The sequence below is a fragment of the Clostridium zhoujianii genome, assembly GCF_051590805.1.
GTDB lineage: Bacteria > Bacillota > Clostridia > Clostridiales > Clostridiaceae > Clostridium.
Genome location: NZ_JBPUTF010000002.1, coordinates 149,551 through 163,920 on the forward strand (window position 1 = coordinate 149,551; position 14,370 = coordinate 163,920).

Below are 14,370 nucleotides of genomic sequence, written 5' to 3' on the forward strand. Positions count from 1 at the left end.
ACAAATATTATGTGTAAGGGGTGTTTAATATGTTCATAGTTTTTATCAGAACTGCAATTTTATATACATTGGTAGTTATAGTAATGAGATTAATGGGAAAACGCCAAATTGGTGAGCTACAACCTTATGAATTCGTAATAACTATTATGATCTCTGATCTTGCTGCATTACCTATGCAGGATACAAGGTTGCCCCTATTACTTGGTGTTATTCCAATTGTAACCTTATTATTTTTAAAAAACATACTTTCTCAACTACAATTAAAAAGTCAAATTGCTAGAAGGATCATTGATGGTGAACCTTCCATTTTAGTTTTTAAGAGTAAAATTAACTATCAAGCATTGAAAAGACAACAAATAAATATAGATGAACTTATGGAAGAAATTCGTCTAGCTGGTTATTTTGATTTAGATGAAATCCAATATGCTATATTAGAAAATAACGGTCAACTTTCTATACTTCAGGCTAACTCTATCAACAATAATAAAACTAGTGTTTCAACCAATCCTAATATACCAATGATTCCTAAAATTTTAGTAACTGATGGAAAGGTTAATAAAAATTCTCTAACATCTTTAGGGAAGGATATAAAATGGGTTGAAAATATACTTAAGAATCATAATATTGATTCTATTAACAAAGTTCTCTTAGCAATGTACGACACTCGGGGTAACTTTAAATACCAACTTTATGATGAGTATGAAAAGGAGTGTAATAAATGCGAAACACAATAATATCAGTAGTAATTTTCATCTCACTTTTAGGTTTTGTCACTTATGTTAATAATTCATTAATGACTCTTTGTGACTCTATTTACATTGAAAGTGAAAAAATCGAAGCTTTAATTGATAATAGTCAATGGGAAGATGCATACTTAATTACTGTAGATCTTATAGATAATATTAAAGAGAGAGACTTTATAGCTTCTGTATATCTTAATCATTGCGATTTTGATAATCTACTTAACGAAGCTCTAAAGCTCTCTCTATATGTTAAGTCTAATGATATTTCAGAAAGCCATGTTTCCGTCCATCTTCTTAAGTATTCAGCAGATAATGTTAAAAGTCTTCATAAACCTACTATAGAAAATATATTCTAATAAATAAAGAGATAGGGATATTGAAATTTTTCAATATCCCTATCTCTTTATTTACTATTCACAATGAAATGTTGCACAAAGGGTTTCTTCAGGATTGCAAGCTGATATTCCTGCTATATCCACATGTTCTGCACTACAATAACAATTAGAATTATGGACACATTCCTCAGCTTTACATTGTATATCTAAATGTGGTTCTACTGACTCAGCTGCATTTGTAAATCCGCCTGAATTTTCTGCAAAGCTATCACAACAAGTTGATGTAGGTTTACTTGCGTTACTTCCACCAACTTCTATAGAACTTAGACAACAATATTCATCTTTATTATGAGCACAACTTTCTACACAACAATTTAAATGTGTCATACTATCCCTCCTAATTCTTTATTAACAAGGATAGTATTTGTTCATTAAATCATTATTATTCCTCTGCTACTGCCTCTACCACATTAAGTTTAGCAGCCTTGCCAGAAGGAATTAATCCTGCTATTACGGAAATAACTATAGTTATTCCTAAAGCAAAGCCTATATTGCTTCCTGTTACTGCTATAACTAATCCACTTGCTTTAGTTACATACTCATTTACAAACCAAATACCTATGGAAGATAATATTACTCCAAATATTCCACCAGCTATACCTAGTAATATTGATTGGAATATAAATATCATTCTAATATTTCCTCTTGAGCCACCTACTGACCTCATAACCCCAATCATTTTTCTCTTTTCTTGCAATGTCATAGTCATGGTATTAACCAAGCCTAATGCTGCAACTACTAGTACAATTATACCTGCAATTGATAATATACTTTTAATTACTGTAGATAACATATCTAACATTTTATCTATCATATCAAATGACATTGTTAAAAATCCAGTTTCTGTTTGTATTTTACTGCTAACATCACCTGCTTTTTCTCCTTCCTTAGCAAAAGCAGATGCACTATCATATCCATTATCCTTAATATAATCAGATGATTCAGTGAAATAACTTGATATTGGTGCTAACTTACTAGAACTCATTATCATTTCATTTCCATAAGTCTTCTTTTGAAGCACTCCAACTATTGTTCCCTCAACTTCTAGTGGTTGTTTAATAACAATACCATTCATCTCAGGATATTCAGCTTTAATAGTAATTTTTTTACCTATTACATCTTCCTTATTTTCAATTCCTAATTTCTTTAAATAATTTTCTCCAATTAAAACATCATTTTTTTCATCTTTTAAATTAGTTCCTGCAATTAATTCTTCTGAAAAATCCTTATTGTAAGTAAAGTTTATTCCTTTAGCTGTTACATTTCTATCTATATACTCATTACCCTCTAACTTAAATCCAGTTATTTTTCCATTTATATAAGCAGTTACTCTATCTACTCCACTAACATTCTTTATTTTTTCTAGCTCTTCATCTGTAATTAACTTCTTGGCTGTATCTTTTGGTTCTTCAGTTTTTGTAGTATCCTCTTCTTTAAGATCACCACTACCTTCACCATTTAAGCCAATACTCATACCGTTGAAATTTGCCCCTGCCATATCTTTACTCTTATTTATATCGATTGGCATTATACTTATTTCATTTGTATCACCGAAGCTTTCAATCATCTTCCTGCTCTGGTTTATTATTCCATCTCCAAGTCCCATCATAGCCACTAATAAAAGTGATCCTATAGATATAGCAATAATAGTAAGGAGACTTCTAAATTTTCTATGTGTTAAATCACTAAATGCAATTTTTATTTTATCTACTAATTTCATATGTCTTCCCTCCTATCTTCTTAGTGCTTCTATTGGATCTAATTTTGATGCTCTAATTGCTGGTGCTATACCAGATATTAATGCTATTACTATTGCAAAACCTAGTATTCCTATAATCCAGAACCAAGGTAATCCAATTGATATGCTCATGGTAAATCCTTGTTTTTCTACATAAGCGTTAATTCCGAATTGTATTAATGCATTTATACCAGTTGCCAATAATATACCAACAGCTCCCCCAATAAATCCAATTATTGATGATTGTACTAAGAATATTGATCTTATTGCTTCACTATTTGCTCCTACTGATTTCATAACCCCAATGCTCTTTGTTCTTTCTAAAACTGCCATAGACATTGTATTAACAATACCAATAGCTGCAACTACTAGTACAACTACACCTAGTACAGCAAATGCAATGCTTATTCCACCTAAACTTTCCTCAACTTCTTTAGCCATATCAACTGTTGATGATGAAAAATAATCTAACTCTTTAATTTTATTAGTCAATGGTTCTACATCGCTAATTTCTTTAGCTATAACATCAATAGCATCATAACCTTTATTATTTAGGTAATCCTTTTGTAAGAAACTATATCCTTTTAACTCTGCTGCATCCTTTGCTGATACAGTAAACTTTTCTCCTTCATTAAAGTTCTCATCTATTATTCCTACTATAGCAAACTTCTTGACTAATGGAGTAATTGTAATTCCATTTGCATTATCTACTGTTATTTCTAATTCCTTATTTAAAATATCTTCAGGATTAATATTTAAACCCTTTAATATTTTTTCTCCAATTAGAACCTCTCCAGTTTCCTTTTCTACATCTCTACCTAACTTTATTGGTTTTAAATTTTCATCCTTTACTTTATCCTTTTTTTCCTTAACATACCATTCTGGAAAAACATCCGCACCAGTATTATATCCTGTAATCTGAGCCATTCCTGTAAAGGCTTTTCCATCTATTTTTATCTTAGATGCAGTAAAATTGATATAAGCTGATAATGTATCTACTTTGCCAGTATCCTTTACTTCTTTTATTAAAGTATCATCAAGCTTTTTAAAATAGTCTTCCTCAAAAGTATTCATATCAAAATCCATAGTATCTTCTTCAGTAAAATACCTATATGGTTGAATACTAATCTTCTTTGAATTTCCTTCACTATTAACTGTGCTTACCATAAAGTCCTTTAATCCAGTTCCAAGTCCAACCATAGTTACAATTAATAATGTTCCTATTGTAATCCCAAGGGCAGTAAGAATTGTTCTTCCCTTTCTCTTTCCTAAATCCCTTAGGGCCATTAATGCATATTCTTTAAATTTCATTTTTGTTCCTCCTCCTAAGGGCAAATTATTTTTCTATTGAAATATCAGAACTAATTTCGTCACTATTAACTTCTTCTTTAGTAACATCTGAAATTATTTTACCATCCTTGATTTTAACAACACGATTGGCCTTATTAGCTTCTAAAGGATTGTGCGTTACCATTATTACTGTAAATCCTTTAGCATTTATCTCTCTAAATAATCCCATTATGTTTTCACCACTCTTTGAATCAAGATTTCCAGTTGGCTCGTCCGCAAAAACTATTTCAGGATTATTAACTATGGCTCTTGCTACTGAAACCCTTTGTCTTTGACCACCAGACATTTCACTTGGCTTATGTTTAGCTAGTTCAGCTATTCCAACTTGTTCTAATGCCTTTAATGCTCTTTCTTTTCTTTCTTTTTTAGATATACCTGCGAATATAAGTGGCATCATTACATTTTCTAATGCAGTTTGGCTATTTTCAAGATTAAATGCTTGGAATACAAATCCTATCTTTTCATTTCTATATTTCGATAGTTGCTTGTCCTTAAGCTTACTAATATCATTTCCTTCTATAATAACGCTTCCCATTGTAGGTGAATCAAGACCTCCTACTATATGCATCAAAGTTGATTTACCTGACCCAGATGGTCCTATTATTGCAACAAATTCGCCTTTTTCTACACTTAATGATACATCATTAAGGGCTACTACTTGCTCTCTTCCCATTCTGTAGATTTTAGAAACTCCTCTTACCTCAATCATCTTATACTCTCCTTCTTTTAAACTTTATACTAATCTTATACATCTCAAGTTAATCTAATGTTTCACTTTTCTTACAATAACCTTAAAGATCATACATATAATTATAGCCCTACTTTGGAAAATATAAACAAGCCTTAATATAGTCAAAAATCATTATATTCATTCAAATAAGTTAAATGATATACCTTTTCAATGCTAATTACTTCATTATATTACCACTTACTATAACATCCTTTTGCCTTAATTAATAAAATCCTTCATTTTAGTTTAATTATACATAGCATATGAATATTTTTCCTAAATTTATGAATAAATGTTGCATATTTATTCAAATACATGTATAATTATAAACAGTTAGAAAAATATAGAAGATTTAATATTTTAAGGGGGCTATAATTATGAAAAAATTTAATAAAGTTATATTAGCTTATTCAGGGGGATTAGACACATCAGTTATTATTCCATGGCTTAAAGACACTTATGGATGTGAAGTTATTGCTGTTGTTGGTAATGTTGGACAAAAAGCTGAACTTGAAGGGTTAGAAGAGAAGGCATTAAACACTGGTGCTTCTAAAATTTATATAGAAGATTTAACTGAAGAATTCGTTAATGATTATGTATTTCCAACTATAAAGGCAAATGCAATTTATGAAGGAAAGTACCTTTTAGGAACATCCTTTGCAAGACCTTTAATTGGTAAGAGGATGGTTGAAATAGCACAAGCTGAGGGAGCTGATGCTATATGTCATGGTTGTACTGGTAAAGGTAATGATCAAGTAAGGTTTGAACTTGCAATAAAAGCTTATGCACCTGAAATGCCTATCATTGCACCATGGAGAATCTGGGATATCAAATCAAGAGACGAAGAAATTCAATATGCTATTGATAAGAAAGTTCCAATAAAAATTAGCTATGAAACAAACTACAGTAAAGATATGAATTTGTGGCACTTAAGCCATGAAGGCTTAGATCTTGAAGATCCACTTAATGAACCAAACTATGAAAAAATATTAGAACTATCTAAGACTCTAGAAGCAGCTCCAGATAAGGCAACTTATATAACACTTACTTTTGAAAAAGGTATTCCTGTTGCTTTAAACAGCGAAAAGATGAATGGAGTTGCCTTAATAGAAGAATTAAATAAAATTGGTGGAGAAAATGCTATAGGAACAGTAGACATGGTTGAAAATAGACTTGTTGGCATGAAATCAAGAGGTGTATATGAAACTCCGGGTGGAACTATTCTTTACAAAGCTCATAAAGATCTTGAAGAGTTATGTTTAGATAAAGAAACAGCTCATTATAAAGAAACAATAGCATTAAAGTTTGCAGATATCGTATATAACGGTTTGTGGTTTACACCTCTAAGAGAAGCACTTTCTGCATTTATTGATCAAACTCAGGAAACAGTAACTGGTGAAATTAAGTTAAAATTGTACAAAGGTAATATTGTTAATGCAGGTATGACTTCTCCTTACTCACTATATAGTGAAGAATATGCAACTTTTGGTGAAGATGCTGTTTATGATCAAAAGGATTCTGCTGGATTCATTAACCTATATGGTCTTCCATTAGTAGTTAAAGCTAAGATGGATGCGAAAATTAAGAGCGAGGGAAAATAGTATGAAACTTTGGGGTGGAAGATTTAAAAAAGGAACAAATGATCTAGTTAATGATTTCAACTCTTCAATAAGTGTTGATTCGAGAATGTTTAAAGAAGATATAGAAGGAAGTCTTGCACATGTGAAAATGCTTGGCAAACAAGGCATTATCCCTGAAAAATCTAGTGAAAAGATAGCGGATGGATTAAAAGAAATTCTAACTCGCATGGAAAATGGGGTCATTGATATTGACCCTTCTTCTGAAGATATCCACAGTTTTACTGAGGGAACATTAACTTATTATATAGGTCCTTGTGGAAAAATGCTTCATACAGGAAGAAGTAGAAATGATCAAGTTACTTTGGACTTAAGGATTTATCTTAAGAAAGCTATTAAAGGACTTATATCTGATGTATTGGCTTTACAGGAGGTTATATATAAGAAAGCTAAAGATAATACCACTACTATAATGCCTGGATATACTCATCTTCAAAAGGCTCAACCAATTACTCTCGCACATCATTTACTGGCATATGCTGAAATGTTTAAAAGAGATGTTGGTCGTCTACAAGATGCATATAAAAGAACTGATGAGATGCCTCTTGGTTCAGGTGCTTTAGCAACTTCCACTTATCCAATCGATAGAGAATTTGTTGCAAAGGAACTTGGCTTCTCAAAAGTAACTTTAAACAGTTTAGATTCAGTATCAGATAGAGATTATGTAATTGAAACCCTATCTGCACTATCATTAATAATGATGCATTTATCAAGATTTTCTGAAGAGATTATATTATGGTGTACTAACGAATTTAGTTTTGTAGAGCTTGATGATGAATATAGTACTGGTAGTTCTATAATGCCTCAAAAAAAGAATCCAGATGTTGCAGAATTAGTTAGAGGTAAAACAGGAAGAGTTTATGGAGATCTAATGACTCTACTTACTGTAATGAAGGGAATTCCATTAGCATACAACAAAGATATGCAAGAGGATAAAGAAGCATTATTTGATGCATTAGATACGGTTACTCTTTCCCTTAAAACTTTCACTGGAATGCTTGATACTATGAAGGTAAATAAGGAAAATATGAGAAAAGGAGCTGCTGGTGGCTTTACTAATGCAACTGATGTTGCTGATTACCTAGTAAAACATGGCCTAGCCTTTAGAAATGCTCATGAAATCGTTGGTGAAATAGTACTTTATTGTATAAAAGAAAATAAACTAATAGAAGAACTTTCTTTAGAACAGTTTAAAGGCTTCTCGCCTATATTTGAAGAAGATATCTACCATGCAATTAATTTACTAACTTGTGTAGAAGAAAGAAAAGTTATAGGGGGACCTTCTACGGAATCAGTAAGAATTCAATTAGATGCTTTAGATATGTTTATAAAGGAAATTAAAGGGGGGCTTTAAAATGATAAAAGTCGGTATCATTGGGGCTACTGGCTATGTTGGTGCAGAACTTCTTAGAATACTTTTAAATCATAAAAATATTAAAGTATCTGCTATAAGTTCTGTATCCTTCCAAGGACAAGAAATAGATTCGATTTATAAAAACTTTATTAATAAAACAAATTTAATATGTGGGACAATGGATGATGTTCTAAAGGCTTCTGAAGTTATATTTACTGCTCTACCTCATGGCTTAAGTGAGGATATAGCAGCTAAATGTATCTCTCAAGGAAAAATATGTATAGACCTTGGTGCTGACTTTAGACTTTCCAATGAAGAAGACTACAAGTTCTGGTATGAAAGAGGTTTCTCTCACCCTGAACTACATAAAGATAGTGTGTATGGATTACCCGAATTAAATAAGGATAAAATTAAAAACTCTAAACTTATTGCTAATCCAGGTTGTTACTGTACTTCTATCGAATTAGGACTTATGCCATTACTTATAGATTCCATTATTGATACTAAAGGTATAATTTGTGATTCTAAATCAGGAGCTACTGGTGCTGGACGTGGATTATCACTTTCAAGCCACTTTCCTGAATTGAACGAAAATTTTGCACCGTATAAGATTGGGGCTCATAGACATACACCTGAAATTGAAGAGATATTAGGAGTTATGGCAAAGGATAAAGTAACTATTACTTTCACTCCTCACCTACTTCCAATAAACAGGGGCATTATTTCAACTATATATTGTAAACCAGCTAACAATGATGTTATAGATTTAGAAAAAATTCATAATCTCTATACTAATTGTTATAAAGATAAGCCTTTTGTCAATGTACTTCCTCTTGGGGAAGTAGCATGTACCAAAAATGTAAGATACTCTAACTATTGTGACATATCACTACACCTTAATCATAGAAAAGATCAAATTATTGTAGTTAGTGCTATTGATAACATGCTAAAGGGAGCTGCAGGGCAAGCAATACAAAATATGAATATAATACTAGGATTTGATGAAACAGAGGGACTAACTTTTATTTCACCATCCTTCTAAAAGTAGTAGATATAGAGGAAAATAGTGTTTCAACACTATTTCCCTTTATATAAGTAAAAAGGGGGATCAATTATGGATTTTAAAATAATTAAAGGTAGTGTAACTGCAGCTAAAGGATTTTTAGCATCCGGAATACATTGCGGTCTTAAAAAGAATAGTTTAAAAAAGGATCTAGCTTTAATATATTCTGAAGTGCCTAGCATTGGGGCTGGGGTTTACACTAAAAATAAAGTAAAGGGGGCACCCCTTTATATCACTAAGGAGCATTTAGTTAATAAAAAAGCTAGAGCAATAATTTGCAATAGTGGTAACGCTAATACCTGTAATGGCGAAGATGGGCTAGCTAAAGCTAAAAAAACAGCTCAATTACAGGCAAAAGAACTTAATATTAAAACTGATGAGGTCTTGGTTGCCTCCACAGGAGTTATAGGTGTTCCTTTAAACATAGATGCTATTAAATGTGGAATTCCTTTACTTACAGAGAAACTTTCAAAGGACGGTGATCATGAAGCTTCATCTGCTATTATGACTACCGATACTTTTAATAAAGAATGTGCTATCGAATTTGTTATTGGTGGAAAAACTGTTACTATTGGTGCCATTGCTAAAGGTTCAGGTATGATAGAGCCAAATATGGGTACTATGCTTTCCTTTATAACTACTGACCTTGCTATTACACCTGAGCTTTTAGATGAAGCCTTAAAAACAACTGTAAAAGTAAGCTATAACAGAGTTAGTGTAGATGGCGATACAAGCACTAATGATATGGTGCTTATCCTAGCAAATGGAATGGCTCAAAATAATATTATTGATGATAAGAATGAGGACTACTACACTTTCCTTAAAGTATTAGAATTTCTTAATATATCTTTAGCAAAAAAAATTGCTAAAGATGGAGAGGGTGCTACCAAACTAATTGAATGCAAAATTATTGGAGCAAAAAGTGAAGAAGATGGTGTTGCTTTAGCTAAAAGTGTCATTAATTCAAGTTTAGTCAAAACTGCTCTATTTGGCTCTGATGCTAATTGGGGAAGGATACTTTGTTCTTTAGGATATACTAACGTTGATTTTGATCCTGAAAATATAAATGTATATTTTGAAAGTTCTTCTGGATCATTACTAGTTTGTAATAAGGGTGCTTCTGTTCCTTTTGATGAAAACAAGGCTAGAGAAATCTTACTTCAAGATGAAATACTAATTAAGGTTGAACTATTTATGGGTGACGTTGAAGTATCTGCTTGGGGTTGTGATTTAAGCTACGACTACGTGAAAATAAATGGAGACTACAGAAGCTAATTGTTTAGGGGGAAAAATATATGAATCTTGATGATCGTGCTAACATCTTAGTTCAATCTTTACCATATATACAACAATACAATGGAAAAATTATTGTTGTTAAATATGGCGGTAACGCTATGATAAGTGAAGAACTAAGAGAAACTGTAATAAATGACATAGTTTTAATGAAATGCGTTGGCTTCCAACCTATAGTTGTTCATGGTGGTGGCCCTAACATATCATCTTTCCTTGAAAGATTAGGGGAAAAAAGTGAATTTATTAACGGCTTACGTTACACAGATGAAACAACAATAGATGTTGTTCAAATGGTCTTAGGTGGAAAGGTAAATAAGGACCTTGTTTCTTTAATTGAAAAAGCTGGTGGTAAAGCTATCGGTCTATGTGGAATGGATGGTTCTTTACTAAAAGCAAAAAAACTACAAAGTGAAGTTGACCTAGGATATGTAGGTGAAATTACCTCTGTTAATACTGATGTGTTAACTATGGCTCTATCTGCTGGATATATTCCTGTTGTAGGAAGTGTTGCCCTAGGGGAAGAGGATAATTCACTTTATAACATCAATGCAGATCTTTGTGCTGCTAAGATAGCTGCTGCATTAAAAGCAGAAAAGCTAGTACTATTAACAGATGTAGCTGGAGTACTAAAAAATCCTAGTGATTCATCATCCCTGTTATCTGTATTAAGGCTACACCAGATACCAAAGTTATCCTTCGAAGGTGTAATTAAAGGTGGAATGATTCCTAAGATTAATTGCTGTGTTGAAGCCATTAGAATGGGTGTTGAACGAGCTCATATAATTGATGGTAGAGTTCCTCATTCTTTACTTCTAGAACTATTCTCTCATGAAGGTATTGGTACCATGATTTATTAGGAGGTATAAATATGAATAATTCACTCATGAACTCTTATGCTCAGCTCCCTATTGCTATCACTAAGGGAGAAGGATCTTACCTTTTTGACTCAGAAGGTAAAAAATATATAGATTTTACAAGTGGTATTGGGGTTAACTCATTAGGTTATAACCACGATAAATGGACAACTGCTATCACAAATCAAATTCATAATCTACAACATTGCTCAAATATCTTTTTAAATCCTATTACTATTGATCTTAGTAATAAGCTTACTCAGATAGCTAATATGAGCAAGGTATTCTTTGCAAACTCAGGTGCTGAAGCTAATGAAGGAGCTATTAAATTAGCTAGAAAATATAGTTTTGAAAAATATGGCGAGGGTAGAAATAAGATTCTAACTTTAAAACAATCCTTCCATGGAAGGACTATGACAACTCTAAAAGCCACTGGTCAAGAAAAATTTCATAAGTACTTCTTCCCTTTCCCAGAAGGTTTTGATTATATTGAAGCAAACAATGTAGATGATTTAAAAAATAATCTATCTAATGATGTTTGTGCAATTATGATGGAAGCTATCCAAGGTGAAGGCGGGGTTCATCCTATAGATAAGGACTTTGTTAAAGAAGTAGAGTCTATATGCAAAGATAATGATATTCTTCTTATTTTTGATGAAATTCAATGTGGCATATGTAGAACTGGTAAGTTATTTGGCTATAATCACTTTGATGTTGAAGCAGATATTGTAACACTGGCAAAAGGTCTTGGTGCCGGTCTTCCAATAGGTGCTGTCCTTTGTAATGAGAAACTTTCTTCAGTATTTAAACCTGGTGACCATGGTTCTACCTTTGGTGGAAATCCCGTTTCTTGCGTCGGCGGATTAGTTGTACTAGATACCTTATGTAATGATAAATCATATAAAGAAATAACAAAAAAAGGTGAGCTTATCAAAAAGCTATTAAATGACTCTAATTTATCTAATATTGAAGAAGTTAGAGGTAATGGCTTAATGCTAGGTATCCAAATTAAAGGTAATTCTGCTGATGTACAACAATCAGCTTTAGAGAATGGGCTTCTAGTTTTAACTGCTGGCCCAAATGTTATTAGACTTCTTCCACCACTTGTTATTGGGGACAAAGAAATCGAAGAAGGTATTAATATATTAATAAAAATTTTAAGTTAATATAATTCAAGGGGGCTATTTTATGAAAAAGGATTTATTAAAGATGGATGATTTATCTAAAGATGATATTTTAGATATACTAAATCTTGCTGACCAATTAAAATATGAACTAAAACACGATATACCACATGAAGCTCTAAAAGGAAAAAGTCTAGGTATGATATTTGAAAAAAGTTCTACCAGAACTAGAGTTTCTTTTGAAGCTGGTATGTATCAACTTGGAGGAAATGCTCTATTTTTGAGTAGTAGAGATCTTCAAATAGGACGTGGTGAGCCTATAGAAGATACTGCTAGAGTATTATCTAGATTCATTCAAGGTATAATGATTAGAACCTTCTCTCAAGAAGAAGTAGAAACTTTAGCTAAATATTCTTCTATTCCTATAATTAATGGCTTAACTGATGATGAGCATCCTTGTCAAGTTCTTGCTGATCTAATGACTATTAGAGAATATAAAAACATCCTTGAAGGATTAAATGTTGCATATATTGGTGATGGTAACAATATGGCTAATTCATTAATTGTAGGAACACTTAAGATTGGAATGAATATTTCAGTTGCTTGTCCTGAAGGTTATATGCCTAAAGATAACTATCTTAAAAGAGGAGATGAACTTGCTGCTCTAGAAGGAACTAATTTCACTATAACTCACTCTCCTACCGAGGCAGTTAAGAATGCTGATGTAATAATTACTGATGTTTGGGCAAGCATGGGACAAGAAGAAGAGGCTAAAGAAAGGAAGGAAGCCTTTGTAGGATATCAAATAAATAAAGAGCTTCTGTCATTAGCTAAACCTAATGCTCTTGTGCTTCACTGCTTACCAGCTCACAGAGGTGAGGAAATAACAGCTGATGTTTTAGAGGATCACGCTGCTGAAATTTTTGATGAATCTGAAAATAGACTTCATGCGCAAAAAGCTGTTTTAGTTAAACTTATGAAAATGGGCTAAGAAAATTTTCATAAATTGGTTTCCTTTTGTACAAATAAAAGTTATAATATCCATAAGAGGGGGAAATATATATTCGTATATTTATCACCCTTAAGTTTTATAAAATTCATATTATTGGAGGTCATGTTATGTTAGTTTCAGCTAAAGAAATGTTAAACAAGGCTAGAGACGGTAAATATGCTGTTGGTCAATTTAACATCAATAACTTAGAATGGACAAAAGCCATTTTATTAACTGCACAAGAGAATAATTCACCAGTTATCTTAGGAGTATCTGAAGGTGCTGGAAAGTATATGGGTGGCTACGATGCAGTAGTTGGTATGGTTAATGGATTAATCAAAGGATTAAACATTACTGTTCCTGTTGCTCTTCACTTAGACCACGGTAGCTTTGACGGAGCTTACAAATGTATCGAAGCTGGTTTCTCATCAGTAATGTTCGATGGTTCACACTATGCAATCGACGAAAACATTGAAAAGAGTAAGCAAATCATCAAAGATGCTTTTGCTAAGGGAATCTCTGTTGAATGTGAAGTTGGTTCAATAGGTGGAGAAGAAGACGGAGTAGTAGGAGCTGGTGAAATAGCTGATACTGCTGAGTGTAAGCAAATTGCTGAACTAGGAGTTACAATGTTAGCTGCTGGTATCGGAAATATCCATGGACAATACCCTGAAAACTGGGCTGGATTAGCTTTTGATGCTTTATCAAGCATCAAAGACGCTGTTGGAGAAACTCCATTAGTACTTCACGGTGGTACTGGAATTCCTGAAGATATGATCAAAAAGGCTATATCATTAGGAGTTGCTAAGATCAACGTTAACACTGAATGTCAATTATCATTCGCAGAAGCTACAAGAAAGTACATCGAAGCTGGTAAGGATTTAGAAGGTAAGGGATTTGACCCAAGAAAACTTCTTGCTCCTGGTTTCGAAGCTATCAAGGCTACTGTTAAAGAAAAGATGGAACTTTTCGGTTCAGTAAACAAGGCTTAATTTAAGCATTTAAGAGAGAGATGATTAATTCATCTCTCTTTTTTTGATTTTTAATGAATTTTAATTCATTTAGATTGACTCTTAATGCATATGTATTTTATAATCA

The 14,370-nt window shown here is 32.4% G+C and carries 14 protein-coding genes; 10 read left to right on the plus strand and 4 right to left on the minus strand.

Annotation, left to right across the window (positions count from 1 at the left end; genetic code table 11):
- Positions 1–29: 29 nt before the first annotated feature.
- Both ACSYT2_RS14285 and ACSYT2_RS14290 read left to right on the plus strand, forming a co-directional pair.
- Entirely contained in the window at positions 30–734 is a 705-nt protein-coding gene (locus tag ACSYT2_RS14285; RefSeq protein ID WP_430856821.1) for a DUF421 domain-containing protein, read from the plus strand.
- Positions 719–1,099, plus strand: a complete 381-nt coding sequence (locus tag ACSYT2_RS14290; protein ID WP_430856822.1) for a DUF4363 family protein — start codon at positions 719–721, stop codon at positions 1,097–1,099. The genes ACSYT2_RS14285 and ACSYT2_RS14290 overlap by 16 nt, the downstream gene beginning before the upstream one ends.
- 54 nt (positions 1,100–1,153) lie before the next feature.
- Here ACSYT2_RS14290 and ACSYT2_RS14295 read toward each other — a convergent pair whose 3' ends face one another.
- Genes ACSYT2_RS14295 through ACSYT2_RS14310 form a run of 4 tightly spaced genes read right to left on the minus strand, consistent with a single transcriptional unit; the run spans position 1,154 to position 4,935 of the window.
- Complete coding sequence (locus tag ACSYT2_RS14295; RefSeq protein ID WP_430856823.1) at positions 1,154–1,465, minus strand: DUF1540 domain-containing protein; 312 nt, start codon at positions 1,463–1,465, stop codon at positions 1,154–1,156.
- 55 nt (positions 1,466–1,520) lie between these two features.
- Positions 1,521–2,858: an ABC transporter permease gene (locus ACSYT2_RS14300; RefSeq protein ID WP_438385069.1), complete on the minus strand. Its 1,338-nt coding sequence runs from the start codon at positions 2,856–2,858 to the stop codon at positions 1,521–1,523.
- 12 nt (positions 2,859–2,870) lie between these two features.
- The gene (locus ACSYT2_RS14305) at positions 2,871–4,187 is read right to left on the minus strand and encodes an ABC transporter permease (protein WP_430856825.1); all 1,317 of its coding nucleotides are present in this window, start codon (positions 4,185–4,187) and stop codon (positions 2,871–2,873) included.
- A gap of 25 nt (positions 4,188–4,212) precedes the next feature.
- The gene (locus tag ACSYT2_RS14310; RefSeq protein ID WP_430856826.1) at positions 4,213–4,935 is read right to left on the minus strand and encodes an ABC transporter ATP-binding protein; all 723 of its coding nucleotides are present in this window, start codon (positions 4,933–4,935) and stop codon (positions 4,213–4,215) included.
- A 398-nt stretch (positions 4,936–5,333) separates the two neighbouring features.
- Between ACSYT2_RS14310 and ACSYT2_RS14315 the strand changes: the two genes are divergently transcribed.
- The 8 genes from ACSYT2_RS14315 to fba all read left to right on the plus strand — a co-directional run bounded on the left by ACSYT2_RS14315 (position 5,334) and on the right by fba (position 14,264).
- Positions 5,334–6,557: an argininosuccinate synthase gene (locus ACSYT2_RS14315; RefSeq protein WP_438385070.1), complete on the plus strand. Its 1,224-nt coding sequence runs from the start codon at positions 5,334–5,336 to the stop codon at positions 6,555–6,557.
- Between the two features lies 1 nt (position 6,558).
- Positions 6,559–7,947, plus strand: a complete 1,389-nt coding sequence (gene argH / locus ACSYT2_RS14320; RefSeq protein ID WP_438385071.1) for an argininosuccinate lyase — start codon at positions 6,559–6,561, stop codon at positions 7,945–7,947.
- A gap of 1 nt (position 7,948) precedes the next feature.
- Positions 7,949–8,989: an N-acetyl-gamma-glutamyl-phosphate reductase gene (gene argC / locus ACSYT2_RS14325; RefSeq protein WP_430856829.1), complete on the plus strand. Its 1,041-nt coding sequence runs from the start codon at positions 7,949–7,951 to the stop codon at positions 8,987–8,989.
- A 72-nt stretch (positions 8,990–9,061) separates the two neighbouring features.
- Complete coding sequence (gene argJ / locus ACSYT2_RS14330) at positions 9,062–10,285, plus strand: bifunctional glutamate N-acetyltransferase/amino-acid acetyltransferase ArgJ (RefSeq protein ID WP_430856830.1); 1,224 nt, start codon at positions 9,062–9,064, stop codon at positions 10,283–10,285.
- A 20-nt stretch (positions 10,286–10,305) separates the two neighbouring features.
- A complete protein-coding gene (gene argB, locus ACSYT2_RS14335; RefSeq protein WP_430856831.1) occupies positions 10,306–11,160 on the plus strand; it encodes an acetylglutamate kinase in 855 nt (284 codons plus the stop codon).
- Between the two features lie 11 nt (positions 11,161–11,171).
- Entirely contained in the window at positions 11,172–12,323 is a 1,152-nt protein-coding gene (locus tag ACSYT2_RS14340; RefSeq protein ID WP_438385072.1) for an aspartate aminotransferase family protein, read from the plus strand.
- 22 nt (positions 12,324–12,345) lie between these two features.
- On the plus strand, positions 12,346–13,272 hold the full coding sequence (argF, locus tag ACSYT2_RS14345) for an ornithine carbamoyltransferase (RefSeq protein ID WP_430856833.1): 927 nt from the start codon (positions 12,346–12,348) through the stop codon (positions 13,270–13,272).
- A gap of 128 nt (positions 13,273–13,400) precedes the next feature.
- Positions 13,401–14,264, plus strand: a complete 864-nt coding sequence (gene fba / locus ACSYT2_RS14350; protein WP_430856835.1) for a class II fructose-1,6-bisphosphate aldolase — start codon at positions 13,401–13,403, stop codon at positions 14,262–14,264.
- The last annotated feature ends 106 nt before the right edge of the window (positions 14,265–14,370 follow it).

Coding starts and splice junctions, on each gene's coding strand:
- ACSYT2_RS14285 (WP_430856821.1), top strand. CDS start 30: ATGTTCATAGTTTTTATCAGAACTGCAATTTTATATACATTGGTAGTT.
- ACSYT2_RS14290 (WP_430856822.1), top strand. CDS start 719: ATGCGAAACACAATAATATCAGTAGTAATTTTCATCTCACTTTTAGGT.
- ACSYT2_RS14295 (WP_430856823.1), bottom strand. CDS start 1,465: ATGACACATTTAAATTGTTGTGTAGAAAGTTGTGCTCATAATAAAGAT.
- ACSYT2_RS14300 (WP_438385069.1), bottom strand. CDS start 2,858: ATGAAATTAGTAGATAAAATAAAAATTGCATTTAGTGATTTAACACAT.
- ACSYT2_RS14305 (WP_430856825.1), bottom strand. CDS start 4,187: ATGAAATTTAAAGAATATGCATTAATGGCCCTAAGGGATTTAGGAAAG.
- ACSYT2_RS14310 (WP_430856826.1), bottom strand. CDS start 4,935: ATGATTGAGGTAAGAGGAGTTTCTAAAATCTACAGAATGGGAAGAGAG.
- ACSYT2_RS14315 (WP_438385070.1), top strand. CDS start 5,334: ATGAAAAAATTTAATAAAGTTATATTAGCTTATTCAGGGGGATTAGAC.
- argH (WP_438385071.1), top strand. CDS start 6,559: ATGAAACTTTGGGGTGGAAGATTTAAAAAAGGAACAAATGATCTAGTT.
- argC (WP_430856829.1), top strand. CDS start 7,949: ATGATAAAAGTCGGTATCATTGGGGCTACTGGCTATGTTGGTGCAGAA.
- argJ (WP_430856830.1), top strand. CDS start 9,062: ATGGATTTTAAAATAATTAAAGGTAGTGTAACTGCAGCTAAAGGATTT.
- argB (WP_430856831.1), top strand. CDS start 10,306: ATGAATCTTGATGATCGTGCTAACATCTTAGTTCAATCTTTACCATAT.
- ACSYT2_RS14340 (WP_438385072.1), top strand. CDS start 11,172: ATGAATAATTCACTCATGAACTCTTATGCTCAGCTCCCTATTGCTATC.
- argF (WP_430856833.1), top strand. CDS start 12,346: ATGAAAAAGGATTTATTAAAGATGGATGATTTATCTAAAGATGATATT.
- fba (WP_430856835.1), top strand. CDS start 13,401: ATGTTAGTTTCAGCTAAAGAAATGTTAAACAAGGCTAGAGACGGTAAA.